The 26,110-nt window shown below is 58.4% G+C and carries 14 protein-coding genes and 1 pseudogene; 3 read left to right on the top strand and 12 right to left on the bottom strand.

Going from position 1 to position 26,110, the window contains the following annotated elements:
• Positions 1–77 precede the first annotated feature (77 nt).
• On the bottom strand, positions 78–431 hold the full coding sequence (gene cdiI / locus NIM72_RS12565) for a ribonuclease toxin immunity protein CdiI (RefSeq protein ID WP_371876297.1): 354 nt from the start codon (positions 429–431) through the stop codon (positions 78–80).
• Positions 428–2,512: pseudogene (locus tag NIM72_RS12560) on the bottom strand (VENN motif pre-toxin domain-containing protein); the annotation flags it as partial. The pseudogene NIM72_RS12560 and the gene cdiI, both read right to left, overlap by 4 nt.
• Before the next feature lie 71 nt (positions 2,513–2,583).
• Between NIM72_RS12560 and NIM72_RS12555 the strand changes: the two are divergent.
• Entirely contained in the window at positions 2,584–2,733 is a 150-nt protein-coding gene (locus NIM72_RS12555; protein WP_253420623.1) for a hypothetical protein, read from the top strand.
• Positions 2,734–2,812: 79 nt separating this feature from the next.
• On the opposite strand, the gene NIM72_RS12550 is transcribed toward NIM72_RS12555, so the two are convergent.
• The 5 genes from NIM72_RS12550 to glyQ form a co-directional block, all read right to left on the bottom strand.
• Positions 2,813–3,355, bottom strand: coding sequence for a DUF3916 domain-containing protein (locus NIM72_RS12550; protein WP_253420620.1), 543 nt, complete (start codon positions 3,353–3,355; stop codon positions 2,813–2,815).
• Entirely contained in the window at positions 3,355–13,443 is a 10,089-nt protein-coding gene (locus tag NIM72_RS12545) for a hemagglutinin repeat-containing protein (protein ID WP_253420618.1), read from the bottom strand. The genes NIM72_RS12550 and NIM72_RS12545 overlap by 1 nt, the downstream gene beginning before the upstream one ends.
• Positions 13,444–13,501: 58 nt before the next feature.
• Positions 13,502–15,232, bottom strand: coding sequence for a ShlB/FhaC/HecB family hemolysin secretion/activation protein (locus NIM72_RS12540; protein ID WP_253420615.1), 1,731 nt, complete (start codon positions 15,230–15,232; stop codon positions 13,502–13,504).
• 378 nt (positions 15,233–15,610) lie between these two features.
• Positions 15,611–17,680 (bottom strand): glycine--tRNA ligase subunit beta, encoded by a 2,070-nt coding sequence (gene glyS / locus NIM72_RS12535; RefSeq protein ID WP_253420612.1) that lies wholly within the window; start codon positions 17,678–17,680, stop codon positions 15,611–15,613.
• 9 nt (positions 17,681–17,689) lie between these two features.
• Entirely contained in the window at positions 17,690–18,601 is a 912-nt protein-coding gene (glyQ, locus tag NIM72_RS12530; protein ID WP_003849680.1) for a glycine--tRNA ligase subunit alpha, read from the bottom strand.
• Between the two features lie 220 nt (positions 18,602–18,821).
• Between glyQ and NIM72_RS12525 the strand changes: the two genes are divergently transcribed.
• The gene (locus NIM72_RS12525; RefSeq protein ID WP_161733202.1) at positions 18,822–19,817 is read left to right on the top strand and encodes an acyltransferase; all 996 of its coding nucleotides are present in this window, start codon (positions 18,822–18,824) and stop codon (positions 19,815–19,817) included.
• On the opposite strand, the gene NIM72_RS12520 is transcribed toward NIM72_RS12525, so the two are convergent.
• Positions 19,802–20,734 (bottom strand): GlxA family transcriptional regulator, encoded by a 933-nt coding sequence (locus NIM72_RS12520; RefSeq protein ID WP_161733204.1) that lies wholly within the window; start codon positions 20,732–20,734, stop codon positions 19,802–19,804. The genes NIM72_RS12525 and NIM72_RS12520 overlap by 16 nt on opposite strands.
• Positions 20,735–20,745: 11 nt before the next feature.
• The gene (gene yieH / locus NIM72_RS12515) at positions 20,746–21,405 is read right to left on the bottom strand and encodes a 6-phosphogluconate phosphatase (protein WP_161733206.1); all 660 of its coding nucleotides are present in this window, start codon (positions 21,403–21,405) and stop codon (positions 20,746–20,748) included.
• A gap of 152 nt (positions 21,406–21,557) precedes the next feature.
• On the opposite strand from yieH, the gene NIM72_RS12510 reads away from it, so the two are divergent.
• Positions 21,558–22,871, top strand: a complete 1,314-nt coding sequence (locus tag NIM72_RS12510) for an NCS2 family permease (protein ID WP_161733208.1) — start codon at positions 21,558–21,560, stop codon at positions 22,869–22,871.
• 36 nt (positions 22,872–22,907) lie between these two features.
• Here the strand turns inward: NIM72_RS12510 and NIM72_RS12505 are convergent, their stop codons facing one another.
• From NIM72_RS12505 to mnmE, 3 genes are all read right to left on the bottom strand, one after another.
• Entirely contained in the window at positions 22,908–23,657 is a 750-nt protein-coding gene (locus NIM72_RS12505; RefSeq protein WP_253420609.1) for a 4'-phosphopantetheinyl transferase superfamily protein, read from the bottom strand.
• Positions 23,658–23,835: 178 nt separating this feature from the next.
• A complete protein-coding gene (locus NIM72_RS12500; RefSeq protein WP_161733216.1) occupies positions 23,836–24,426 on the bottom strand; it encodes a malonic semialdehyde reductase in 591 nt (196 codons plus the stop codon).
• Positions 24,427–24,688: 262 nt separating this feature from the next.
• Complete coding sequence (mnmE, locus tag NIM72_RS12495; protein WP_161733218.1) at positions 24,689–26,053, bottom strand: tRNA uridine-5-carboxymethylaminomethyl(34) synthesis GTPase MnmE; 1,365 nt, start codon at positions 26,051–26,053, stop codon at positions 24,689–24,691.
• Positions 26,054–26,110 lie beyond the last annotated feature (57 nt).

Below are 26,110 nucleotides of genomic sequence, written 5' to 3'. Positions count from 1 at the left end.
AGAACAGGGGAAACTGGTGATCCGGCCTGCTGAGTAACAGGTAAAAAGATCCCGGTTTTATGACCGGGCTCTTTTTATCAAGAAGAAAGTTTTGACAGTAAACTATTTACTTTTTCTGTATCTTCCGGGTGAAGCTTCAGATACTTTTCACAGGCCAGTCGAGTATATTTAAAACCTACAGATTCAGGAACGATGATTTCCCCTTCCCAGACACCAAACATTACTCCTTCAAAATGGCATTCTGGATCAGGATCTTCAAAATCAGGAAATGAGCAATATGTTTCATTAACACCACAGCCAATCTTATTTATAAGATACGGCAACATCCACAGGAATTTACCTTGCAAATTCATTGAATTAAAGTAGTCCTTGATAACCCATTCAGGATCATTTTCATAGTCTGTGTTATTAAATATATATTCGTTCATCATTTAGCCACCGGATAGAAGTTTTCTACCATTCCTGTTTTCTGATCCAAATAAACTTGGAATTTTATCCCACCGGCTATTGCCGTATACTCTCTTTGTCCTGATGCTATAGCTGCTTTGTAACCATCACTTGCGGCTTGCTGCCCCAAATCTAATATTTTTTTATCAGTATAAACCTTAGGATCATAGATTGTTTTGGTAAATACCTTCTCTTTGTAACCCATAACATTGCCAGCTCGATCATAAGAAGGGATTTGATATTGAACTTCTGATATCCCCTTAATACCAGTTTGAGTTTCACCGACGATTTTCACATTTTTCTCACTTACTGTTGAGTAGAAGGCATCGGCATTATGGCCTCCTGTAATACCTTTCTGCTGGCTATATTTTACAACAGATCCCATATGTTCCGGCTGATCAATTTTAAAGCTAATCCCTGAAGGATAAATTTTAGCTTCTTTGACCATCGCGCGGAGCTTATTAGCCGCTGCCGTTCCCAGTACTGGTGACATTGAAGCAGCAACGATCTTCATCGCGTCATAGGTAGATACGTACTGCTCTGCCGTTGCTTTGTCTACGCCAAGCTGAACCATGGCGTAATTCACCATCGCATCTTTCACCTGCTGCTGATTCTGTGCATCAACGCTGGTGATATTCAGCAGGTCTACGATCTTACCGTAGGAGTCTGCATACTGCTGGCTGATCTTCGAGTTGTAGGGGCCGGTTTCGTACTCGCCTTTTACTGCGATAACTTCCAGTCTCGCACCGGCACAGGCTGCGCTTCCTGCGTTACCATTTCCGCAGGCATCCAGCACTTTCTGATCGCGGCTGATATCCAGCTCGTTCAGCTCATTGATCTTCTGCTGCGCCTGCTCACGCTCTGCCGGATCTTTGCTGTTCTGGAGTTTCTGCTTCGCCAGCTCCAGCTCGGTCTTCTCCGATACGTGCAGGTGATTCTGCTCAATCGCATTTTTACCCGTCTGCGCCCCCGCCACCGCATCCGCCGAGCTGTCACCAACCACGCCGCCCGCCAGACCCGCCGCCAGCGTCCCCAGCGCACTTATTGTCTGCCGCTGCTCCTCAGACAGGTCTTCACGTTTAACGCCCGGATACATCTGCTGCGCGATGTACTCGCCCATCACCGCGCCCGAGGCTCCGGCCAGCGCTGTATTGCCCGCCGCGTACGAGGTTACCGCACCCAGCACCGCGTGCGCCATCAGGTTCGCCTGGACATTAACCTTACCGTTCGCGTCCGTCGTCAGTTCATGTATCTTTTCCGCCAGGTACGGTGCCGACGCGCCGCTTATCGCCTGCGCCACGTTCCCGCCCGACAGGCCCTGCACCGCCGCCGTCACCGCGCTGATGCCCTGCTGCAGTGACGAGCCGGTGCCGAACGGCTTCATCGCGTTGTCATACGCCCGCTGCGATATATCGGCTTCCGTATAAGGCTTACCGCTTGCCGCCAGCTGCTCACGCGCCGCCTGAAGAGCCGCCGGGTCCTGCTGCGCCTTCAGGCCCGCTATCTGGCCCTGCGTCCGTGCGATATCCCCCGCCTGAGCCCCGATTTCCCCGATGAGCTGCGCCGCCTTCAGCCGGTTCTGCTCCTTCTCCTTGTCAAAGATGACCTCCAGCCCCGGATTCGCGTTCGCCACGTCGCGGCTGAGGTCCGCCACGTCCTGCGTCTGCTGTTCCTTATCGCGGATAACGATGGTGGCCTCACTCACCGCCGCCTTCGTGGTGGAGTCCGCGCTGCCGCTGCCGTTCAGCCCCGCCAGCATGCCGTTCGCCATGTTCCCGGCGAACGGCATGCTGGCGCCCGTGCTTATCCCGGCGCTCTGGTGCTCCACCCTATAGTCCACGTGGTTCTCTATGTCACCAAAGCCCAGCGTGCCGGTGTCGAGCTTATTCAGGCTGGCATCTGCCGTACTCGCGATGACCGCGCCGTTCAGCTGCGTGTGCTCACCCACCGTGACGTCAAAACCGCCCTTCCCGGCAAAGATGCCGGTCTGCTCCGCCACGCTCTGCCAGTTGCTGTGCATCTTATCCCGGCTCACGTTCACGTTCGCCGACCCGGGTGACGCGCCACGATAACTCGCTGACAGTAACTATCGTCACCGATGAGGCGGAGTGGAGAGAACTCTGCGAAGCCTGTAGCTTGCAAATACAGGATTCATGGGCAGATTGGGTGCGCGAGAATGGCGAGGTGATTCTCGGCGGCGACTGGCTGACCGGCTTCGGTATCACCGAGGCGGGACAGCTGGAGGTTACCACTGCGCCCGGTGTGCTAAGGTTGCAGCGGCGGTAAGCGGGAAGATTCAGGGCTTAAATGCAAAAATCCCGGCTCACTTCACACTGGCCGGGATCTTCCGCTAAAAAATAGAGGTCTATTTTTTACTGACCTCACCAATATACCAGTGCTCTGAATGATAAAGCTCACCCTCATCATTTTCACAGACCCTTAGTATTCCTAACTCCGAAAAACCTTTCGGTAATTTTAAACCCCATTCTCTGATCAAACTTCTATCACGCAGTAAACTTAATTCCCCAAAAACATTAACCCCCGGCGATGTATGCATATCGAAATACTCTTCAGAAGTAAATAAACATAATTCACTTGAAAACATATCAGGCAAAACAATACTGCACGTAACTCTTATATCATTTTTATTAACAGGCTTGGCTTGATGAATTTCATATGCTGCATTTATCAATACCTGTGCACAATATGACTGAATATCATGACTAGTTTGCTTCCCTTGAACCAGTGAAAAATGCACCGGAATTTTTACATTCCAGTAGCCATTAGAGTAGCCTTCAGAATTAATCTCTGGAAATTTAGACGCGTACGACTCCGACCATCTCTTTAATGATCTTAATCTGCGAGGTATTCCTCGCAATTTCTTGTTACTCATTGCTAGTTGCCGCATTATATTTTCCTTCCCTTAGCTGCCTCAGTCTTAATCTTATTAATAGTCCCATCAAGATTTAATACTGCCTTGAATTTACCTTTGCTGTCGAATACTTCAAGATGATTTTTATGCTGCCCATCCAGATAGAATTGATCGCCTTTTTTTATCACATCGCCAATGTCACTACTTGCTTTATAAATGCTCTGACCTTGATATATTTGACTACTTTTTTGAGCACTATTTTTTATTTGAGCACCAAGCCCCTGTTGGGTAAGAAATTCTTTCATATTTCCCACGGCTCCAGCATTTGGCACATGTGGAACTTTTTTACCCGGTAATATAATCCCGGCCAGCATGCCGCCCGTAGCTTCCAGCGCCACCTGGTTTCCTTCGGATGCCTGTTTGATCGTATCTGCAACCACAGACCAGGTATCGCTGCTCATCAGCGCCTTAACGCTGTCCGCTACCGCCTGATTCTTACCGGACAGGTCATTAAGCGCCGTACCGCAGTAACTGTCCCCGGTAGCACATGACGCCAGCGCCATTGCTGCGTCAGCAGCGTAATCAGCTCCACCTAATGCCGCATCGCCGGTATCGGCAAGGGCATTGATAATGCCGTTGGCGATGGAAGAGGTTGTACCCTCACCCAGCTTTTCCCTGACCTGATCCTTCAGGGATTCAGCGGCCTGTTTCGCCGTTGCCCGCGCCTGGTCACCGCTAAGCGAGTTGAATTCGAGCGACGTTTTCCCGGCCTGCGCGCCCGCCACTGCATCCGCCGTGCTGTCACCCACAACGCCGCCCGCAAGACCCGCCGCCAGCGTACCCAGCGCGCTTATCGTCTGCCGCTGCTCCTCAGACAGGTCACTGCGCTTAACCCCCGGATACAGCTGCTGCGCGATGTACTCGCCCATCACCGCGCCCGAGGCTCCGGCCAGCGCTGTATTGCCCGCCGCGTACGAGGTTACCGCACCCAGCACCGCGTGCGCCATCAGGTTCGCCTGGACATTAACCTTACCGTTCGCGTCCGTCGTCAGTTCATGTATCTTTTCCGCCAGGTACGGTGCCGACGCGCCGCTTACCGCCTGCGCCACGTTCCCGCCCGACAGGCCCTGCATCGCCGCCGTCACCGCGCTGATGCCCTGCTGCAGTGACGAGCCGGTGCCGAACGGCTTCATCGCCGTGTCGTAAGCCTGCTTCGCTATTTCATCTGACGTCGGGTTCAGCTTCCCTTTTCCGGCCAGCTCCTCTTTCGCCGCCTGAAGAGCAGCCGGATCCTGCTGCGCCTTCAGGCCCGCTATCTGGCCCTGCGTCCTTGCAATATCACCCGCCTGACTGCCGATTTCCCCGATAAGCTGCGCCGCCTTCAGCCGGTTCTGCTCCTTCTCCTTGTCGAAGATGACCTCCAGCCCCGGATTCGCGTTCGCCACGTCGCGGCTGAGGTCCGCCACGTCCTGCGTCTGCTTCGATGTGTCGCGGATAACGACAGTGCCTTCGCTCACCGCCGACTTCGTCACCGACGAGGCGCTGTCCGAGCCGCTCAGCCCCGCCAGCACCCCGTTCGCCATGTTCCCGGCGAAGTCCCCCCCGATGCTGCCGCCGGTGCTTATCCCCGCGCTCTGATGCTCCACCTCATATTCCGCGTGGTTCTCAATGTCGCTGAACCCCAGCGTCCCGGTGTCGAGCCGGTTCTTATCGGGGGTGGCCGTCGAGCTGATGACCGCCCCGTTCAGCTGTGTGTGCTCACCCACCGTCACGTCAAAGCCGCCCTGACCCGCAAAAATCCCGGTCTGCTCCGTCACGCTCTGCCAGGTGCTGTGCATTTTATCCCGGCTCACGTTCACGTTCGCTGAGCCGGTCATGGAGCCGAACGTGAAGCTGCCGCCCGCGCCGGCACTCTGCTGCCTGCTGTCGTAGCGGTCGCTGTCCTGCTCTGAGGTCAGCGTCAGGTTGCGGCCCGCGTCCACCTTCACGCTGTTGCCGCTTGCCTGCGCGCCCGTGAGCGTCGTGTCGCGCCCGCTGGTCAGGCTGAGCTGACTGTCCGCGTCCAGCGTGGTCTCGCTGTGCGTCAGCCCGTTGCCTTTTTCGTTGCCTTTCGCCGCGTTGACGCTCGCCGACACGCTGATGCCGTAGCCGCCTGACCCGACGCCGATACCGACCCCGACGCTGCCGCCCTTGCTGCTGTTCTTACTGTCGGTGCTCTGCGTGTTCTGCGCCGACTGCAGCAGGATGTCCCGCGACGCCTCCAGGCTCAGGTCGCCGCCCGCCTTCAGCTGGCTGCCGGCGATGCTGATGTCGCCGCTCTGCGCCGTACCGTTTTTGCCGGTTGCCGTGACGGCCAGATTCCGGCCCGCCGTCAGCGTACTGCCCTGCGACCGGCTGCTCTCAGTCCGCGTTTCGCTTTTCGACGACTGGCTGCCGTACGAGGCGCTGACGCCGACGGTGCTGGTCGAACCCGCCTGATAGCTGTCCTGCCCCGGCTGCAGGTTGCCGGCGGCATTGTGTGCGTCCGCGGAGGCCGTGTTCAGCCCGTCCATCTGAACCGCCTGCGCCGCCTGCACCCCGTTCAGCGCCGCCTGGGTGTTCTGCAGCGCGCTGACCCGTCCGTCGCCCGACTTCCTGGCCTGCTGTGCGGTGCTCACCGCCGTGTTGAGCGCGCTGCCTGCCGTGCCTGACAGGGCGATGCTCAGACCGCTCTGTTTCTGCTCGAAGGTTTCCTTACGGCTGCGTGAATCAAAGCCCGGATCGATAGTTACGCTGTCGCCCGTCAGGTTCATGTCTTTACCCGCTACCAGGTCCGCGCCGCCGACGTGCAGCCGGTTGCCCGCCGTGACGTTCACGCTGCCCTGGCTGCTGCCGACGGTGCTGACGCTCTGGCTCTGGGTGGTGCCCTTCTCATCAATCTCATGACGGGTCGACTGCTTGCCGACCGTGAAGCCGATGCCGCCGCTGCCCAGCAGGCCGCTCTTTTTCTTCTCCTCCAGCTGATAATGGCTCTCGGTCTCCGTCGCCGCGCCAATCTCCACGTCGCGCCCGGCCCGCAGGTTCACATCCTGGTCGGCGGCCACCGCCGAGCCGGTCACCGTCAGGTCGCGTCCGGCGATGACCGTGACGCTTTCGCCGCTCAGCAGGCTGCCGTTCTCGCGGGTGGTGACGTCCCGCGTCACGCTGTGACCGCTGCTTTTGTTCAGCAGACCTTTATTCTCTGAGCGTTCTTCACTGTAGAGCGACTCACGTTCGGTGGCGGTGTTCAGTACCACGTCCTGTTTTGCCTGCAACCCGACCGCGCCCTGTTCGCTGTGCAGCGTACTGCCGGTAACGGTGACGTCGCCCTCGCGCCCGATCACCGTCACGCCCTGCTGCCCGCTGAAGGTGCTGCCGGTGCTGCTCTCACGTGCAGTTTCCTCTTCACGGTGAGTGCGGGTATTACCCTCGCGCTTGTTTTCGCTGTCCTGAGCTACCAGGCTGGCGCGTGCGTCTTTAATGGTAACGTTCTGCGCGCTGACGCCAATGCGGCCCTCGGTACTGTCAACCTGCGCACCTTCGGCCAGCAGGTTATTACCCGCCACCAGCGTCACACCCTGAGCGCCGCTCAGGGTGCTGAGCAACAGACGATCTTCCTGGCGACTATTGCTGACCGACGAGGTCCGGCTGTCGGCCTCAAGATGGGTGGTATTGGTGGTGGTTTCAGCGCCGATGCGAATGTCTCCGCCAGCCTGAACCCGGGCGGAGCCGGAGGCGCTGGCCTGACTACCGGTCAGCGTCAGATCACGACCGGCCGAGAGCAGAAGGTTGCCACCGGCGTTAAGCTCGCTGCCCTTTGCCTGCTGCCACTCACCGCTGACCTGCGCCATGCGCCTGCCCGCTTCTTCCATGCCGCTGCTGGTGCGGTTGCCCATCGCCCCGGAGATAACCTCCAGGCTGCCGCTGTGGCTGCTTTTTGCGGTACCGATCTCAAGGTTATTGCGTGCGCTCAGGCTGAGATTATCGGTGGCGTCCAGCTTCGCGCCCTGCAGCCGGATATCGGTACCGCTGAGGCTGATATCCCCAGCACTCATCGTCGCCTGACGCAGGGCATTCTGCAGATCGGTGCTGATCGTGAGGCTTTCCGCCTGCACATCGATGCTGCCCGCCTTAATATCGCCGCTCAGGTGCTGAAACTGCCCGCTGTCGATGGCGAGTGCCTTATCCGCAAACAGATTACCGGCATTGGTCACGCTGTCCGCCGAGAGCTGCAGGTTACCGCCGCCAATCACCGCGCCCGCGCCGGTCAGGCGCAGCGTGTTCTGGGCCAGATAAACTTTCGGCACCCACACCGTCTGAGGTCCGTCTGCCGTATCAACCGTTTCGCTGACCAGCCAGACGATATCCTGCTGCAGCGCCGCAATCTGTTGCGGCGTCAGCGCCACACCCGGCACCAGATGGAAATCCTGCGCCACTTTTGAGCCGTTATTCATTAGCGCCTGATACTGCTCCATTGCATCCCAGCCGTTAACGGAAGGCCTGCCGGTCAGTTTCAGGACCTGCTCGCGCACCAGGCGCTGCTCATAAAAACCGTCGCCCAGCCGTTTATGCACCTGTGACGGGTCATAGCCCACGCGTTCGAGCAGATAGTCGCTGCTGATAAATTTGCTCTGGCTGGTGAAGCGCTCGTCAGTCACCACCAGATACGGGCTGCCCGCCGCAGTGTGCTGGCTGAACAGGCCGTTATCGGGGAGGGTTGTGGCGACTTTCTCCAGCTGTTGCAGCGCCGTCAGTGCCAGCTCAGCCGGTAACAGCGGGCGACCCGAGGAATTACCCGCCGCAAGCTCTGTGTCGCCGTCATGGTGAGCGACGCCGTCTACGGCAAAAGCCAGCGGGTTACGTTCATACTCTGCGCGTTCGGCATCCACCGCCTGCAGCGCCGCCTCAAGCTGGCTGATCTGCGCCTGATTAACGGTGGTGTTACTGATGCTCGCTCCGCTGATACTGACATTACCGTTGCCGGTAATGATGCCATCAATGGTAGCCAGGGCCGTGGTCTCATCAGAATTGAAGGTCGGGTACCAGTGATGGGTATTCTGGTCATAATGGTCGACAATCACTTCCTGGCGTCGCTCATTGACCGAATAGCCCCGGTTATCAATGCTGCCACCGCCGTCCACGGTCAGATTGCCGTTAGCCGTGATCACGCTGGCGTCATTGAGTAATGCGCCGATGATGCGTAGCACCATGTCGCCACCCGCAAGAATGCGCGCGCCGATACCTTCACTGACCAGCCGATCACGCGTCACCGTGCCGGTTACGCTACGCTCACGGAAATTGTTGTAATCAGTGACGAAAAGCGCATTGTCGATGTCGATATGCTTTTCGGGATCCCACTGCTCAAGACGTCCACTGTTGGCTTCGCGCCATACCGTGTTCTGATAAGGGGTTGGCACATTTTTTTGCCGCAACCCACGGGTTTCATAGAACGTCATGGCATAGGTGCCGTCGGCATTGGGGTTCAGCGCCAGATAGTTAACCCACAGATCGGTCAGCACGCCCTGATTGTTCATGACGCGAACCTGGGCGCGTTTGCCTGCAGCGTCAATCGCCAGCAGCGTGCCGTAAGGATTATTCTGTGCCGCTGCTTCATCCTGGAAGGTCAATTGCTGAGTGGTCGACGCCATAGTGCTGAGATTCGTATTGGTCTCTCCGCCATAAGAGCGCCAGTAATAGTTATAACGATGCCAGCTGTAGTCGCTGCTCTCGGCCTCGCGCTCTATCACCAGTCCTTCGCGCAGGTTGTCGAGCCGCCGCGCCTCCAGCGTCATATCACCATCTGCTTCGATAAAACTCGCCCGGTTCTCGATCAGGTCATCGCTGTGCAATGACAGGCGATCGCCGCTGTAGAGCAATGCACCCTCTTTGTTGCTCAGCCGCTCGCTGGCCTGCAGCGTCAGGCTTTGCGTTGCGGCAATGACCGCAGTCTGTCCGTGATTATCGATAACCCGACCACGCACGGTGACCTCATCGCCTATCACGGTGGCGAGGTTATCCAGCGAGTCGACATTCAGCGTCAGGTTGTCGGCTTCAAGCCGCCCGCTGTTCAGAAGCGCACCCGTCGTGAGCTGAACGGTTTTACCCACCAGCATCGCCGGGTTGGTTATGCCTGCCGCATTCAGCACAAGATTACCTGGCAGCAGCCAGTCCACCAGGTTAGTAAACGCCCCGCTCAGCGAGAAAGTCACCGTGCCGTTACTGCTGATGGTTTCACCCGCATGGCGGGTGTAGTCCTGTTGTGCAGTCAGCGTCAGAGCTTGCAGGCCTAGCAGCGTGCCGCCCTGATTATCGAAAGAGTGTGCATGGATGTTTAATGCGCCAGCACTCTCCAGCCGTCCGCTCTGATTGAGCAGCACCAGCGGTGAATCAGTCGGTGAGAGATCACCGTTGAGGGTGAGATCGCCATTCGCCAGCACCCTTCCCTGCCGGTTGTCCAGCTGTGCAACACCGCGCAGCATGAGCGTTCCGGCGCTCTGCAGCCGTCCGCTGCTGTTATCGATGTCACGGGCAGCGATGTCGGTAAAGGTCGTACCGAGTAACAGGCCGCCGTCGCGGTTACTCAGACGATCGGCCTGCAGTGAGAGTCCCGCCTGGCTGCTGAGCACACCCTGTGTGCTGTTATCGATCGCCGTGGCCTTCAGCACGAGATCCTGAGTGGCGACCAGCTGGCCGCCCTGATTGTTCAGTTGCGCAGCGTCAAGGGAGAGCGCCGCGCCGCTGTGGACTTTGCCCTGCTGGTTGTTGAGCACATTGAGGTGATAATTTCCCGCGCCCTGACTGATCAGCGTGCCGCTGGCATTCTCCAGTTGCCCTGTTGTCAGATTAATCGCCTCACGACTGCTGAAGATGCCCTGACGGTTAGTGACCGTCGCGGCATTAACCTGCTGTTCACCGTTGCTGCGCACCGCACCGTCGCTGTTATCCATCTGTCCTGACAGCTGCAGGCTGAGCTGTTGCTGGCTGTCGATGTGGCCGCCCGCGTTGTTCAGCGTCTGCGCATCAAGCTGGAGCGCGCCGCCACTCTGCACGTTGCCCGCCCGGTTATCCAGATCCCCGGCCAGGTTCAGCCTTAACTGCCGCTGACTGTAGAGCAGACCGCCCTGAGTGTTACCGAGATGGGCAGCGGTGATGGTCAGCCCCTCACCAGCCAGCCACTGGCCGCCCGCATTGTTAATGTTACCGGTGCGGCTGCCGCTGGTCTGACCCTGAACGGTCAGCAGCTGCTGAGCAGAGACTTTACCGGCCAGGTTATTGATATTCTGTGCAACGCGCAACACCAGCCCGGCGGCTGACTGCAACACGCCGCTGGCGTTACTGAGCCAGTTTGCCGAGAGCTCAGCCTGCAGCTGACTTTGCACGCTGCCCGCCGTGTTATCGAAACCGGCAGTCGTGGCAGCCCAGCGCCCCTGGCTACCCATCCAGCCCTGCGCATTGCCAATTTCCTGCGCCTGGAGCGTCTGGCTTAGCCGACTGAAGATGCGGCCATTACTGTTATCCAGACGACCAGTAAACTGCATATTCAGCGCGTCCAGCGCATTGATCGCCCCCCCGGCATTCAACAGATTTGCGGCGCTGGCCTGCGTGCTGCCATTGCCGGTCAGGGTGCCGCCCTGATTGTCCCATTCGCCTGCCAGACTGAGCGTCAGCGACTGCTGGCTGAAAATCTGTCCTGACTGACGATTGTTCAGTGCGCCACCCTGCATGAGCAGATCGCCGCCGCTTTGCAGCGACCCGCTATCGTTATCAAACAGCGTCGCGGCGGTGCCCTGGATCGCGAGAGCATTTTTCGCCGTGAGTTTGCCGCCCTGGTTGAGGATATCGCCACGACTGGTCAGCGTCAGATCACCGCCAGACTGCAACCGGCCGCTGGCGTTATTGAGTTGATCGGCCGTCGCTGTAACCTGCTCACCACCCTGCGCCGTCCCACCGCTGTTCTGCCAGAATCCGCCGCTGTTGAGCGAAAGATGATGACCCGCTTCGATCCAGCCATCGCTGTTGTCCAGGCCCTGTGCCGTCATCAGGCTCAGATCCTGCAGCGCAATCACTTTGCCCTCTGAATTATCCAGCCCGTTTGCCGTCAGGCTCAGATCACGCTGGCTGGTAATCTCGCCCTGCGCATTGTTCAGATGCTGCGCGGTCAGCGACAGCTGGCCGCCGTTCAGGGTGCCCGCGTGATTATCCAGATCGCCGCCCGCGCTAAGCGTCAGCACATTACCGGCCAGAAGATTACCCTGACTGTTGTTAACCGCGTCGCGGGCAGTGATAGCCAACGACGCCTGGGTTTTGATGGTGCCGCCCTGGTTATTCAGGCTGCCGGTCTCAAGCGTCAGATCGCCGTTGCTGCCCAGCTCGCCCGACGTGTTGTCAAATAGCCCATCAATCCGCCAGTGCTGCGCTGCGTTATCAAGCGCAACCATACGGCCACGCTGATTGTTCAGCGAGGCGGCCTGGAAACTGAGCTGCCGGCTCTCAATCGCTCCGTCGCTGTTATCCAGCCCACCACTCAGGGTGAAGCGGCTTTCGCCACTTCCGGTCTGCGACCATCCGGCCTGCTGGCTGAACAGGCTGCGTCCATCGATCTGCCAGCGCCCGGCGCTAATCTGCGCCTGCTGCGCCTCGATATCACCTGCCGTGTTGATCACCAGCTCCGTGCCATTAATCACCGCCTGACGCACGGCAACACCACCTTCCTGAGCCGTGAGCATTGCGCGGCTGGCCGCGATCTGAGCGCCACTAAGATCGACCCGGCGGCCGCGCGCGCTGACCTCTTTTTTGCTCAGCAGGCTGCCGCTGGCGCGAATGGTATTCTGGCTCTCCAGCTGCAGATTAGCTTCCTGCACAACCTGGCTGCTGGCATCGCTGCCTGCCAGCAGGTGTCCGCTGCTCTGTATGTTACGGGCCGCCGTCAGCCGCACATCGCCTGCCGCCGCCAGGGTGCCGGACTGAGTGATTTCGCCTTCGCGGCTCCGGACCGTCAGCTGACCGCCACTGTGGAGTTTGCCCTGATAGTCAATATCCTCTCTGGCCGCCAGGCTGATGTCGCCTCCGGCCTGCGTCACACCATCCTGCGCCGCCGACTGCCAGACAAGCTTACCTTCGCTGCTCACCACCAGCGTTTTGCCCGCCTGTACCTGAGCGTTCTGATTTCGCACGCCGACGCCCGCTTCAGTGCCTATCATGCGGATCTGGCCGCTGTACATGCCGCCCATCTGCCCCATGTCGATCGCCAGTTCAGGTCTGGCGCTGCCGTCATCAGCCAGCGGTGTGATCGTCTGTGCGTCTGCGCTTACGCGATTGCGACCGGCCACCACCGCCAGCTCTTTTTTGGCCCAGACGCCCGCATTGATCTCCACCGCGCGGGCCAGTACGTCAACATACTCAGTATCATGACGTGCATCGCCGTTGAGTCCGCCGCCTTCAATCCGCACCACGCCGCGTTCGACCTGATAACCCGCCAGACTGCCGTCAGCGTTGAGCTGTGGTTTGCCGGTGGTCAGCGTCATCCGTCCGGCGTTGATAGTGCCGCATCCGTTACAGACAATCCCGGCCGGGTTGGCAACGATCACCTGCGCCCGTCCGCCCGCCACTTCCATATAACCGCGCAGCTGGCTGGGATTATTGCTGTTTACTTCGTTGATGATCACCCGCGCCGGTGCAGCACCGGGCTTGAGGTTCGGGTTGCCCTGAATCATTCCGGCCAGTTGTGTTGAGGTCATCACTGCGGAGTTATTCAGGACAGCGCCGTTCTGCGCGACGCCGAACTGCTGATACTGGTTGTGTGAGATTCCTGCCTGATTGGGGGCGGTGATATTAACCTGTGGTAACCCGTTCTGGGTGGCGATGACGTCCGGCCGCTGTCCTGGCGTAGCATTGCTATCGGCCACAATGCCGTTCGCCATTGCAGGCCCGGCAAACAGGGCCAGTCCCAGCAGCCACGTCGTGCGGTGTAAAGTGACCCAGAGACGTGGCGCGCCGTTGCCACGGCTCTGGCCGGCTTCCGTGCTGCAACTGCGGGCGAGTTCTGACACCACCCGGAGTTCCCCATGGGTGCGGCTGAAGATAATGCGATAGCAATGTTTATTCATGGGTCACATCCATGTGAAAGTCACTCTGTTCAGATAGCGGGATCGCCCGCTTTATTGGTCAGATTTCCAGATTAACGCTGAAACCCGCCGTCGCGCCTGAGGTATGAAAACCCTCGGGTTTACAGATCGGCACGCCCGCAAACAGGTCGTAGCTGAAGCGCCCCCAGAGCGCGCCGCGTACGCCTATTGCACTGCCTGCCAGCTGATGCCCGACAAGATCGCGAGTCGCAGGTCCGCTTACCCGGCCATAATCGGCAGCCAGATAGAGCTCATGCCCGCGTGAGAAAAGGTTCCAGCCGATTTCGTTGCGCCACAGCAGACCTTTTTCGCCTGACAGCATCTGTTCACCGTCAAAGCCGCGTACCGTGTAACGCCCGGCAATCGCCATGCGCTCCTGCGGCGTCAGCGCATTCGGACTCCATTGTCCGCGCACGCTGCTATAGACCCGCCAGGGCTGCTCGCCCAGGGCGAAAGGATGATTGATGCCGAGGTCGCCCAGCAGTATGCCGGTACGCGCACTGCCCTGATGACGCGACTCTTCTGGTGCAGGAAGCGCATTAAACGCCCCGGTACCGCGCCGCCAGGCGATACTGGCGTCCAGCGTGCTGCTACCCAGATAGCTATGCTGATTCAGGCCCAGTTCCCAGCCCGCAGTGCGCCGCTTTTGCTGCTCAATGTCGATATCGTTGACGGCGTTGGTGGAGTGTTTGCGGTAGCCACGCAGATTAAGCGTGGTTTTGTTCGACTGATCGCGGTAGAGCAATCGGGAGACCGTGAGCTGGAAATTATCGCTCTTGCCGCTGTAGCGCAGCACCTCATTGGCATTGGGGATGTTCTGGTGATAGGTGTAGTCGTTGTAGTTGGCGGAAACGGCCCAGTAGCCTATCGGGAAAAAGTAATTCAGGGTGTGCGAGCGGTTACCGAACGGCCCATGCTCAAACAGATTTTTGCCAATATTGGCGTAAAACAGATCGTTCTGCGCAAAGGGCGCATCCACTGCGAGGGTGGCGGAACCGAGATAGCGCCCGGTACTTTTAGATCCGCTGTCATCCAGTCCCAGACTGAGCCGTACCGGTCTGCCTTCGTACCAGTTGACCTGCAGATCGCTGGTGGCTTCCTGCTCGCCCGGCACGATTTTAATGTCAGCTCTGGCGCTGGGCACCCGCTTAAAGTTCTCCAGGCCCTGCTCAATATCCCGCAGATTCAAAATATCGCCCGATGACGCCGGAACGGCATTCCACAGCCGTCCACGCCAGGAAACAGGTTCTTCGAAGCGGATCTGGCTGATACGGCCAGGCTGCAGCGTCAGCGTCAACACGCCCTTCGTCAGATCCTGCTCCTGTGCCATGACGCGGGTGGTCACATAGCCTTTGGCGAGAATCGCATTCTGCACTTTGTTAATGACCAGCACGATGCCCTGTCCGCCCAGGCAACGGCCGGTGGCGTCTGAAGCAGCATCAAGCGCCCACTGAAAACGGCTGGCTTCGTCGCCAGTCAGGGCGATCTGATTGATGGTAAAGCAGGGCTGCTCACTGGCAGGATAACCGGGCAGACGACTATCAGGACGGGGAAGATGTTCATTCGCCTGCGGCGCATTCTGCTGTTGCAGCACGCGCTCGCGCGTCTGCTGACGCAGTTGCTCGCGGGCATCAATCACCTGGCCTTCTTCGCGGGGATTATTGGCTGGCGGCGCTGCCATCAGCGGTAAAGAGAAGCAGAACAGCGCGCCCGCGACTATGGCGAGCAGAGGCTTTGGCGGATGCCAGAGCGATAAACAAATCCTTTTCATGAAAATTCCATTTCACTAACTGTAACCGGGTGTAAATTTTGGCGAATTATCCATCAGAAAGGGACAAAAACAAGGGGGAGGGCTATTTTTGAGGCGGTTTCTTAACCTCCGGATTGATGAAAACCCTTAGAGTATTACAGGAGAAAAATTAACAATTAACCTTTTGATATATAATAATATTTATCACCTGTAGCATCACGACAGCCGATTTCTGATGACCGGCAATGGCAGTTTGAGCACTTTAGCGTATTCATTTGCATCCTAAAAAATGGCCGCTATAGCGGTCACACTCAGATATGAGTTGAAGACATCAGGCCTGAAAAATCCCATAAAAAAAGGGACGATTGCTCGTCCCTTTTTCGTACTACGCTAAGAGGATTACTGCAGCAGCGAGATATCCGCGACCTGCAGGAACAGCTCACGCAGTTTTGACAGCAGCGTCAGGCGATTGACCCGCACCGCCTGATCGTCGGCGTTCACCATCACTTTATCGAAGAAGTTGTCTACCGCGGTGCGCAGCTGGGCCAGTTCGACCAGCGCATCCTGATAGCGGCCTTCAGCGAAGTAAGGCTGCAGCTTGCTGCTCAGCGCGGTGACAAAGGTCGCCAGCTGGATCTCTTCGTTCTCTTTCAGCAGCGACGCCTGCACGCTCTCATTCAGCGTTTCGGTCGATTTTGCCAGAATGTTAGAGACGCGCTTGTTCGCCGCCGCCAGTGCTGCGGCGGCCTCCAGCGTACGGAAGTGCGACACCGCTTTCATGCGTGCATCAAAGTCAGCCGGACGGGTCGGACGACGCGCCAGAACTGCCTGCAGCGTATCAATGCTGTGACCCTCTTCCTGATACCAGGTGCGGAAGCGACCCAGCATAAAGTCGATCACATCATCCACCACGCGGGCGTTGCTCAGCTTGCTGCCGTACAGACGTACTGCTTCTTCAGTCAGCGTCTGCAGGTCGAGTGGCAGGTTTTTCTCAACGATGATACGCAGCACGCCCAGCGCCGCACGACGCAGTGCGAACGGATCTTTGTCGCCTTTTGGATGCTGACCAATGCCGAAAATACCGGCCAGCGTATCCATTTTATCGGCAATCGCCAGCGCACAGGCGACCGGGCTGGATGGCAGATCGTCACCGGCAAAGCGCGGCTGATACTGCTCGTTCAGCGCAACCGCCACATCTTCGGCTTCGCCGTCGTGACGCGCGTAGTGCATACCCATCACGCCCTGGGTATCGGTGAACTCGAAGACCATGTTGGTCATCAGGTCACACTTCGACAGCAGGCCCGCGCGGGTAGCGTGATTCACATCGGCGCCGATTTTACCGGCAATCCAGCCCGCCAGGGCCTGAATGCGATCGGTTTTATCGCGCAGCGTGCCCAGCTCTTTCTGGAACAGGACGGTCTCCAGACGCGGCAGATTGTCTTCCAGACGTTTTTTGCGGTCGGTGTTAAAGAAGAACTCCGCATCGGCCAGGCGCGGACGTACCACTTTCTCGTTGCCGGAGATAATCTGGCGCGGATCGCTGGATTCGATGTTGGTGACGAAAATGAAGTTCGGCATCAGGTTACCGTCATTGTCATACACCGGGAAATACTTCTGATCGCCTTTCATGGTGTAGACCAGCGCTTCCGCTGGCACCTTGAGGAATTTCTCTTCAAAGGTCGCGGTCAGGACGACCGGCCACTCCACCAGCGACGTCACCTCTTCCAGCAGGCTGTCGCTGATATCGGCGTTGCCGCCTAAGCGGCGTGCGGCCGCTTCTGCATCGGCTTTGATCATCGCTTTGCGGACCTGATAGTCGGCAATGACCTGGCCGCGTTTTTCCAGCACATCAGGATAGTGATCGGCGCTTTCGAGCGTGATTTCGCTTTCACCCATAAAGCGGTGACCACGAATAATCCGGTCTGACGCGATGCCCAGGATGGTGCCAGGGATCAGCTCATCGCCCAGCAGCATCGTCACGGTGTGCACCGGCCGAACGAACTGCACATCGCTGTCGCCCCAGCGCATCAGTTTTGGCACCGGCAGCTTGCTGAGTGCAGTCGCAATCATCGCTGGCAGCAGTGCCTGGGCCGCTTCGCCTTTGACCTGGGCGCGATAAACCAGCCATTCGCCTTTATCGGTGGCGAGGCGTTCAGCCTGATCGACAGTAATGCCGTTGCCACGCGCCCAGCCTTCAGCGGCTTTGGTCGCGTTGCCGTCAGCATCAAATGCCGCTGCGACCGCCGGTCCGCGCTTCTCTACTTCCCGATCGGGTTGTGAGGCGCTCAGGTTGGCGACTTTCAGCGCCAGACGACGCGGCGCAGCAAACCAGCTGACCTCGCCGTGGCTCAGGTTAGCGGCATCCAGTTCAGCAGTGACCTGCGCGGCAAAGGCTTCTGCCAGGCTGCGCAGGGCTTTTGGTGGCAGCTCTTCGGTGCCGATCTCCACCAGGAAGGTTTGTTCAGTCATGGCTGCCTCTTACTTTTTGTTATTGCACATCGGGAAGCCCATTGCCTCGCGAGAGGCGTAGTAAGCTTCAGCCACGGCTTTGGTCAGGGTACGAATGCGCAGAATATAGCGCTGACGCTCTGTTACCGAGATCGCTTTGCGGGCATCCAGCAGGTTGAAGCTGTGTGCCGCTTTCAGAATGCGTTCGTAGGCGGGCAGTGGCAGCGGTTTTTCCAGCGCCAGCAGATGCTGTGCCTCTTTCTCGTACTGCTCGAAGCAGGTAAAGAGGAAGTCGACGTCGGCGTATTCGAAGTTATAGGTGGATTGCTCCACTTCGTTCTGATGGAACACGTCGCCGTAGGTGGTTTTGCCCAGCGGGCCATCGCTCCAGACCAGATCGTAAACGCTGTCGACGCCCTGGATATACATCGCCAGACGTTCCAGGCCGTAGGTGATCTCACCGGTTACCGGCTTACACTCCAGGCCGCCAACCTGCTGGAAGTAGGTGAACTGCGTCACTTCCATGCCGTTGAGCCAGACTTCCCAGCCGAGTCCCCAGGCGCCCAGCGTCGGGTTTTCCCAGTTATCTTCTACAAAGCGAATGTCATGCACCGTCGGATCCATTCCCAGCTCTTTTAACGAACCAAGATACAGCTCCTGAATGTTGTCGGGTGACGGTTTGATGATGACCTGGAACTGGTAATAGTGCTGAAGACGGTTCGGGTTTTCACCGTAGCGGCCATCGGTAGGACGACGGGATGGCTGCACGTAGGCGGCGGCGATCGGCTCCGGGCCGAGTGCACGCAGGCAGGTCATCGGGTGTGAAGTGCCAGCGCCCACTTCCATGTCCAGCGGTTGGACAATGGTGCAGCCCTGACGCGCCCAGTAATCCTGCAAGGTCAGGATCAGCCCCTGAAAGGTTTTGGTATCAAACTTTTGCATGTTGAGTGTGCACGCGCTTCGGTTAGATTAAAAAAAGAGGCCGACAGTATACCCTTTGACCGCGCGATGTGCAGCCGTAAATCCCAGGCACTACCGGCGCGTTTTCGCGGTAATTACGGGCGCTGGCATACAGATGGCTCCGAATCCTGCTGGCGGCAGTTGTTGCTCTGGTCGCATTTGACTACCCTTTTGCGCACGGAGCTATGCGCAAGAGGACGCCATGTCGCAGAAGATTTACTGGATCGATAATTTACGCGCGGTTGCCTGCCTGATGGTGATCGTGATTCACACCACCACCTGGTATATCACCGGGCCGATGGCGGTAACCGGCACGACCTGGGATGTGGCGAATCTGCTGAACTCGGCATCACGCGTCTGTGTTCCACTGTTCTTTATGATCTCCGGCTATCTGTTTTTCGGCGAACGTAGCGCCCAGCCGCGTCATATGCTCCGGCTGGTGCTCTGTCTGCTGTTCTACAGCGCGGTCTCGCTGGCCTATATCACCTGGCTGACGCCGATCAGCGAAGGACGTTCGATCCTGAAGATGCTGCAGAAGCCCGTGTTCTATCACCTGTGGTTCTTCTTTGCGCTGATTGGCATCTATCTGATGTCGCCGCTGATCCAGGTGAAAACCGTGCAGGCACGCTATGTAGCGCTGCTGGTGCTGGTGCTGGCGGTACTCGCCAACCCGAATACGGTCAGCCAGTCGCTGGGCCCGTTCCATTTTCTGCCGGTTAACCTCTATGTCAGCGGTGACAGCATTTACTACCTGCTCTATGCGCTGCTTGGACGGGCGATCGGCACCATGGACACGACCCGGCGCGGCCTGACCCCGCTGGCCGCCGGGCTGTTTATCGCCTGTGTGATTGGCATTACGTTAGGGACGAAAAAGGCGCTGATCGTCAACGGGGCGTTTAACGATACCTGGTATCTCTACTGCGGACCGCTGGTATTTATCGCGGCGATCAGCCTGCTCATCGTGTTTAAAAACAGCCTGAATCAGCGCACGCTGCCCGGTTTTACCGTGATTGCGCGCTATTCACTGCCGATCTACGGCTTTCATGCGCTGTTCATTCACTATCTGCGCACGCATCACTACGATGATATGTCGCGTCCGTGGCTCGATCTGCCCTGGGTGTTCGGACTGACGCTGGGTGGCAGTCTGCTGCTGGGGATGGCGCTGAAACGGGTCGATACCCGTCACTTTGTCAGCTGATCGGTTTCCCGCTGGCGGGCGCGTCGCAGCTGGCGCGCCGATGAAAATCCCGCCGCCAGCGCCGCTTTCTCAGCGGATTCACCCTGCTGCTGACGCTGGCGCGCCACGCCAACCCGCAGCTGCTCATGGTATTCCCGCACGCTGATCCCCAGATGCTGACGAAACAGCCGCGCCAGATGACGGCTGCTGACGTGGGCGCGCCCGGCCAGCTCGGTCAGCGTCCAGCCATGCTCAGGATGCGCAATCATCAGGTCCTGCGCCCGATGAATGGCCGGATGCAGGTGATTGCGGTAACGCAGCCAGGGTGAAAGCTGCGGGTCGTCACCGGCGCGGCGGAACCAGACCACCATTTCCCGCGCCACGGCCAGCGCTGTTGGCGTATCGCAGAGCTGATTCACCAGATGCAGCGCCAGGTCGATCCCCGCCGTGATGCCCGCGCTGGTCCAGATATTCTCATGCCCGACAAATACCCGGTTCTCCTGCACCTGAGCGCGCGGGGCGACCGCTTTCAGACGGGCAATGACATCATGATGGGTGGTGCAGGGCACGTCATCGAGCATGCCCGCTTGCGCTGCCAGCAACGCACCTGAGCAGACGCAGACCAGCATAAAGGTCTGCGCGCGCAGCGCGGCGTGCTGCCGCATCAGCCAGTCGCGTGCTTCTGTGGCCTGGGGTGTGGAATAACAGATCTGCGAGTCATAGACGCCCGGCACCACCAGCAGGCTCCCGGCGGGCAACTGTTCTGGCAAGGGTTCGATGCCGCCAATGGTCATACCGGTGGAACAGACCACCTCCGGCTGCGGGCCAATGTAGCGCAGCGAAAAGCGATCCCCCGCCAGCTTCAGCGTTTCGGCAGGGCCGGTCAGATCCAGTACCATGACGCCAGGCAGGGTTAAAAACCAGACGGTATGTGTCATGCTGGCCTGCGCTACACCAGATCCCAGCCACGGGCGCGCCACAACGCAGGCAGCTGCGCCATGTCGTCGAAGCGCGTCACCAGCGGATGATCCAGTTCAGGATTGTGCGGATCAGCACAGTAGTAGTAGACCGGGATCCCGGCGGCAATACCGGCGCGGGCGCCCGCTTCGGAGTCATCCACCAGAATGCAGCGCTCAATCGGCACCTGCATCTGTTCCGCCGCGTGATACATCAGCTCCGGATCGGGCTTCCAGTGCAGAATGTCATAACCGCTATAGAGGTGTTCGGCAAACAGCGGCAGCATGCCGGTTAAGCCCAGCGAGTGCTGCATCTTTTTTACCGTCCCGTTTGAGACCACGCACATCGGCACTTTGATCTGCTCCACCAGCGCTTTCGCACCCGGAATTGGCTGCAGTTGCTGATCGAACAGTCGCGCGACTTCCGCGCGATAAGCTGTCTCCACCTCTTCCATCGGCAGCGACACCTGATGCGCGTCGCCCACGTCACGAATGATGTCGTAGAGTTTGACGCCCTTATACTTTTCAAACATCTGCTGCAGCGACAGCGCCAGACCGTAACGGGCAAACGTGTTGACGTAGGCCTGGGTGCAGAGCAACTCACTGTCCACCAGCGTGCCATCGCAATCAAAAAAGACGCATTCAACTGACATCAGACTCTATCCTTCGATTCAGGGGTGTGCTCCACACTCTACCGCACTCAGCGCAGATTGCGAGACTGGCAATCGGTTGCGAAAAATCATTGTATTGCCCCGGTAAAATCGCCAGGATACGCGCCGATGATTTTTTCTTCTGGATGGATGGCATGAGCAAGCAAGGCGTTTTGCAGCGCATCTTCAGGCTGCAGGAACATGGCACCACGGTGCGCACCGAAGTGATCGCAGGTATCACCACCTTTCTGACGATGGTCTATATCGTCTTCGTCAACCCGCAGATCCTCGGCGTCGCCGGTATGGATACCCAGGCGGTGTTTGTGACCACCTGTCTGATTGCCGCGTTTGGCAGCATTCTGATGGGACTGTTTGCCAATCTGCCGGTGGCGCTGGCCCCCGCAATGGGGCTGAATGCCTTCTTCGCTTTTGTGGTGGTCGGGGCGATGGGCTATTCGTGGCAGGTCGGTATGGGCGCGATTTTCTGGGGTGCGGTCGGCCTGCTGATACTGACCCTGCTGCGGGTTCGCTACTGGATGATTGCCAATATCCCACTGAGCCTGCGCGTTGGCATCACTGCCGGTATCGGCCTGTTTATCGCCATGATGGGGCTGAAGAATGCCGGTATTATCGTGCCGAATCCCGATACGCTCGTGGCCGTGGGTAATCTGACTTCGCACAGCGTGCTGCTGGGCGCACTCGGCTTCTTTATTATCGCCATTCTGGCATCACGCAATATCCACGCGGCGGTGCTGATCTCAATGGTGATCACCACCGCTATTGGCTGGATGCTGGGCGACGTGAAGTTTGTCGGCCTGTTTTCTGCGCCGCCTTCGATTACTTCGGTGGTGGGTCAGGTCGATATCAAAGGTGCGTTTAACATTGGCATGGCGGGCGTCATCTTCTCCTTTATGCTGGTCAATCTGTTCGACTCCTCCGGCACGCTGATTGGCGTTACCGACAAAGCGGGACTGACCGATGAAACCGGCACCTTTCCGCGGATGCAGCAGGCGCTTTATGTCGACAGCATCAGTTCGGTGAGTGGCGCGCTGGCGGGCACGTCTTCCGTGACCGCCTATATCGAGAGCACCTCGGGCGTGGCGATTGGTGGCCGTACCGGTCTGATGGCCGTGGTGACCGGCCTGCTGTTCCTGCTGGTGACCTTCCTGTCACCGCTGGCCGCAATGGTGCCATCCTATGCCGCCGCAGGCGCGCTGATTTACGTTGGCGTGTTAATGACCGCCAGCCTGTCGCGCGTGCGCTGGGATGATCTGACCGAAGCCGTTCCGGCGTTTGTCACCGCCGCCATGATGCCCTTCAGCTTTTCCATCACCGAAGGCATTGCGCTGGGTTTTATCGCTTACTGCGTGATGAAACTGGGCACCGGCCGCTGGCGTGAAATCAGCCCCTGCGTGGTAATTGTTGCGCTGCTGTTTGTGCTGAAGATTGTCTTTATCGACGCGCACTAAGCGCAGTCAGAGCCGCAACCCACCGGTTGCGGCTTTTTACATTTGAGGATGCAGATTGTGCTCGCCGGGCAGACTGGTCAGCCGCAGGGCATGAGGCCCGATGTTGGGTTTACCCATCTCGATTTCGCGTAATGCACGCCATTCAAAAGCGTTATCCATCTCCCACAGGTACAGCCGCTGGGTCGCAGACGACAGCGCGCACGACCAGACCAGCATGGGTTCCGCATCACATACCACCTGAATCTCGGGATAGAGTGACGATCGCAGCCGACCGGCACCCGGCAACAGGCGCAGCGAATCCAGTCCGCGATCGCCTTCTCCCGTCAGCTTGAGAATGCTCTGGCGTAACGTCCAGATTTGCGTCACCGCTTCCATGGCATCCTGCTGGGCATTAATCCAGGCGATTTCGCCCGACGTTAATCCCTGAATCAGCTGCTCCTGCGTCTGACGGCTCCGCGCATGCACAATCTCCATATCCAGACCCGCACGTCCACCCTCTTCAGCCAGCAGCACCCCCACCGTATTGCCCGCATAGGCGATGCTGAAATCGGGCAGATCGCTGTCAGCAAAAACGGGGCGTCCGTTACCCTGGATAAGCAGGCGCGGCAGCTCACTAATGCCATAAACCCGCAGCATCAGTTGTGCCAGCAGGGTACGGGCGGCAAGAAATCGTCCACGGCGTTTGTCAGCAAACTGCTGTGCCGTATCGGTGATAACCTGGGGAATGCGTAAATCATTAGCCGGGAAGCCGGGATCGCCCGTCCAGCGTACAAAATGACCAGCCATCTGTCGCTCCGTGAAAATGGTCAGATAATCATCAGACGCATTGTAGGAATTTTCTTACCTTAATGCACCTGACAACGCACAGATTGGGGTAAATTCGGAATAGGATGAGCATACAGCGCAGATTAGCGGGAATGGATCAGCGTTACGCGTCGCGATTCGAATCGCGACGCGGGCAGCATCAGGCGAAACGGCTCGCCTGCTCAAAGCTTAGTCGCGGCAGGCGCGGATGCAATTTTGACGCGTCACCATAGCCGAGGTTAATCAGCAGATTAACCTGATACTGACCGTCGGGGAAAAAGGCGTCGTTGACTTTGGCCGGATCAAACCCGGACATCGGACCGGCATCCAGACCCAGCGAACGAGCCGCCAGAATCAGGTAGCCCGCCTGCAGGCTGCTGTTACGGAAAGCGGTCTCTTTTGCCACTTCCGGGCTGCCGGTAAACCAGCTGCGCGCATCAGCATGCGGGAACAGCGCGGGCAGCTGCTCATAGAACTCGCGGTCCCAGGCCACAATCACCGTGACCGGCGCGCTCATGGTTTTTTCCAGATTGCCGGAAGAGAGTGCCGGTTTCAGCTTCTCTTTGCCTTCCGCCGAGGTCACGAAAACAAATCGCGCAGGCGAACAGTTCGCCGAGGTCGGACCCAGCGCCGTTAAGGTATAAAGCTGTTCCAGCAGGGCATTATCGACCGGCTTATCCTGCCAGTAACTGTGGGTGCGGGCGTCATTAAACAGGGTATCCAGTGCAGCAGTGTCGAGCGGTGTACTCATGCAACTCTCCTTTTTCAGGCAAAAAGTTCGCCTGAAGGTATTCACGTAGTGGGTTTGCTTCCGGCCCGACACGGCTGGATGAGGCGGGGTTCACTCACCGCGATCATAGCCGCACGTCAGATCGGCGCGTCTACCGTTATACGACAACGTGTTGCCGCCGCAAAATAACATATCAGCAAGAATCAACGCAGCGGCAGGAATAACAGGGGAGGTAGCGAGGCGGGAAATCAGGCCTGACAGCGCTGCCGCCAGGCCAGGAAAGCTATTTACCGATACAGAAGCTGGAGAAGATACGGCCCAGCAGATCGTCAGAGGTGAATTCACCGGTAATCTCACTTAACGCCTGCTGAGCAACACGCAGCTCCTCCGCCAGTAACTCACCGGCCCGGGCACCGAGCAGTTGCGCTTTTCCCTGCTGTAAGTGCGTTGCCGCCTGCTCCAGCGCCTGCAGATGACGACGACGCGCCAGGAAGCCGCCTTCCATATTGCCGGAGAAGCCCATGCTCTGCTTCAGGTGATCCCGCAGTGCATCGACGCCCTCGCTGGTGCGTGCCGACAGGCGAATCAGTGAGTGACCGTTCACTTCTGTCAGGCCTAAAGGCTCACCGGTGACATCCGCCTTGTTGCGGACCACGGTAATCGGCAGTTCCGGCGGCAGGCGGGAGACAAAATCGGGCCAGATAGCCGCCGCTTCGGTGGCATCGGTGGTAGTGCCGTCCACCATAAACAGCACGCGGTCAGCCTGTTCAATCTCCTGCCAGGCACGCTCAATCCCGATACGTTCGACTTCGTCACTGGCCTCACGCAGTCCAGCGGTGTCGATGATATGCAGCGGCATGCCATCTATATGAATATGTTCACGCAGTACGTCACGGGTGGTGCCCGCAATGTCCGTAACGATAGCGGCGTCACGGCCTGCCAGCGCATTCAGCAGGCTCGATTTGCCCGCATTGGGGCGGCCCGCAATCACCACTTTCATTCCTTCACGCAGCAGGCTGCCCTGACGCGCTTCGGCACGGACCGCATCCAGATCACCGATCACCGTATTCAGCTGCGCTTCAATTCGGCCATCAGAGAGGAAATCGATCTCTTCATCCGGGAAGTCGATAGCCGCTTCGACATAGATGCGCAGGTGAGTCAGTGCTTCCACAAGATGATTGACCCGGGTGGAGAAGGCGCCCTGCAGCGAGTTCACGGCCGAACGCGCCGCCTGCTCAGAGCTGGCATCAATCAGGTCGGCAATGGCTTCGGCCTGCGCCAGATCGAGCTTGTCGTTCAGAAACGCCCGCTCAGAGAACTCACCCGGCTGAGCGATACGCACGCCCGGCAGCGCCACAATGCGCTTCAGCAGCAGATCGAGGATCACCGGGCCGCCGTGACCCTGCAGCTCCAGCACATCTTCGCCGGTAAAGGAGTTAGGACCGGGAAACCACAGCGCAATGCCCTGATCCAGCACGCTGCCGTCGCTATCAGTAAACGGCAGGTAATCGGCGTATCTGGGCTTAGGCAGTTTACCCAGCAACTGGCGGGCAACCTCTGCCGCCTGCGCGCCAGAGACGCGCAGAATGCCGACGCCGCCGCGTCCGGGTGGCGTCGCCTGGGCAACAATGGTATCGCTGTGGCTCATAAATTTTCTCTCGCTACAAAAAACACAGGCGGTCGCTTTGACCGCCTGAGAATAGAC

This window comes from Pantoea sp. B550 (genome assembly GCF_024158165.1).
GTDB classification, from domain to species: Bacteria; Pseudomonadota; Gammaproteobacteria; order Enterobacterales; family Enterobacteriaceae; genus Pantoea; species Pantoea alfalfae.
This window is presented reverse-complemented; position numbering and strand designations above follow the sequence as displayed.

What these genes read in the sequence shown, in the direction of transcription:
- NIM72_RS12545 (WP_253420618.1), bottom strand. Translation starts at nt 13,443, where the DNA reads ATGAATAAACATTGCTATCGCATTATCTTCAGCCGCACCCATGGGGAA.
- glyS (WP_253420612.1), bottom strand. Translation starts at nt 17,680, where the DNA reads ATGACTGAACAAACCTTCCTGGTGGAGATCGGCACCGAAGAGCTGCCA.
- NIM72_RS12505 (WP_253420609.1), bottom strand. Translation starts at nt 23,657, where the DNA reads ATGGCTGGTCATTTTGTACGCTGGACGGGCGATCCCGGCTTCCCGGCT.
- NIM72_RS12500 (WP_161733216.1), bottom strand. Translation starts at nt 24,426, where the DNA reads ATGAGTACACCGCTCGACACTGCTGCACTGGATACCCTGTTTAATGAC.
- NIM72_RS12525 (WP_161733202.1), top strand. Translation starts at nt 18,822, where the DNA reads ATGTCGCAGAAGATTTACTGGATCGATAATTTACGCGCGGTTGCCTGC.
- NIM72_RS12520 (WP_161733204.1), bottom strand. Translation starts at nt 20,734, where the DNA reads ATGACACATACCGTCTGGTTTTTAACCCTGCCTGGCGTCATGGTACTG.
- NIM72_RS12550 (WP_253420620.1), bottom strand. Translation starts at nt 3,355, where the DNA reads ATGCGGCAACTAGCAATGAGTAACAAGAAATTGCGAGGAATACCTCGC.
- mnmE (WP_161733218.1), bottom strand. Translation starts at nt 26,053, where the DNA reads ATGAGCCACAGCGATACCATTGTTGCCCAGGCGACGCCACCCGGACGC.
- cdiI (WP_371876297.1), bottom strand. Translation starts at nt 431, where the DNA reads ATGATGAACGAATATATATTTAATAACACAGACTATGAAAATGATCCT.
- yieH (WP_161733206.1), bottom strand. Translation starts at nt 21,405, where the DNA reads ATGTCAGTTGAATGCGTCTTTTTTGATTGCGATGGCACGCTGGTGGAC.
- glyQ (WP_003849680.1), bottom strand. Translation starts at nt 18,601, where the DNA reads ATGCAAAAGTTTGATACCAAAACCTTTCAGGGGCTGATCCTGACCTTG.
- NIM72_RS12540 (WP_253420615.1), bottom strand. Translation starts at nt 15,232, where the DNA reads ATGAAAAGGATTTGTTTATCGCTCTGGCATCCGCCAAAGCCTCTGCTC.
- NIM72_RS12510 (WP_161733208.1), top strand. Translation starts at nt 21,558, where the DNA reads ATGAGCAAGCAAGGCGTTTTGCAGCGCATCTTCAGGCTGCAGGAACAT.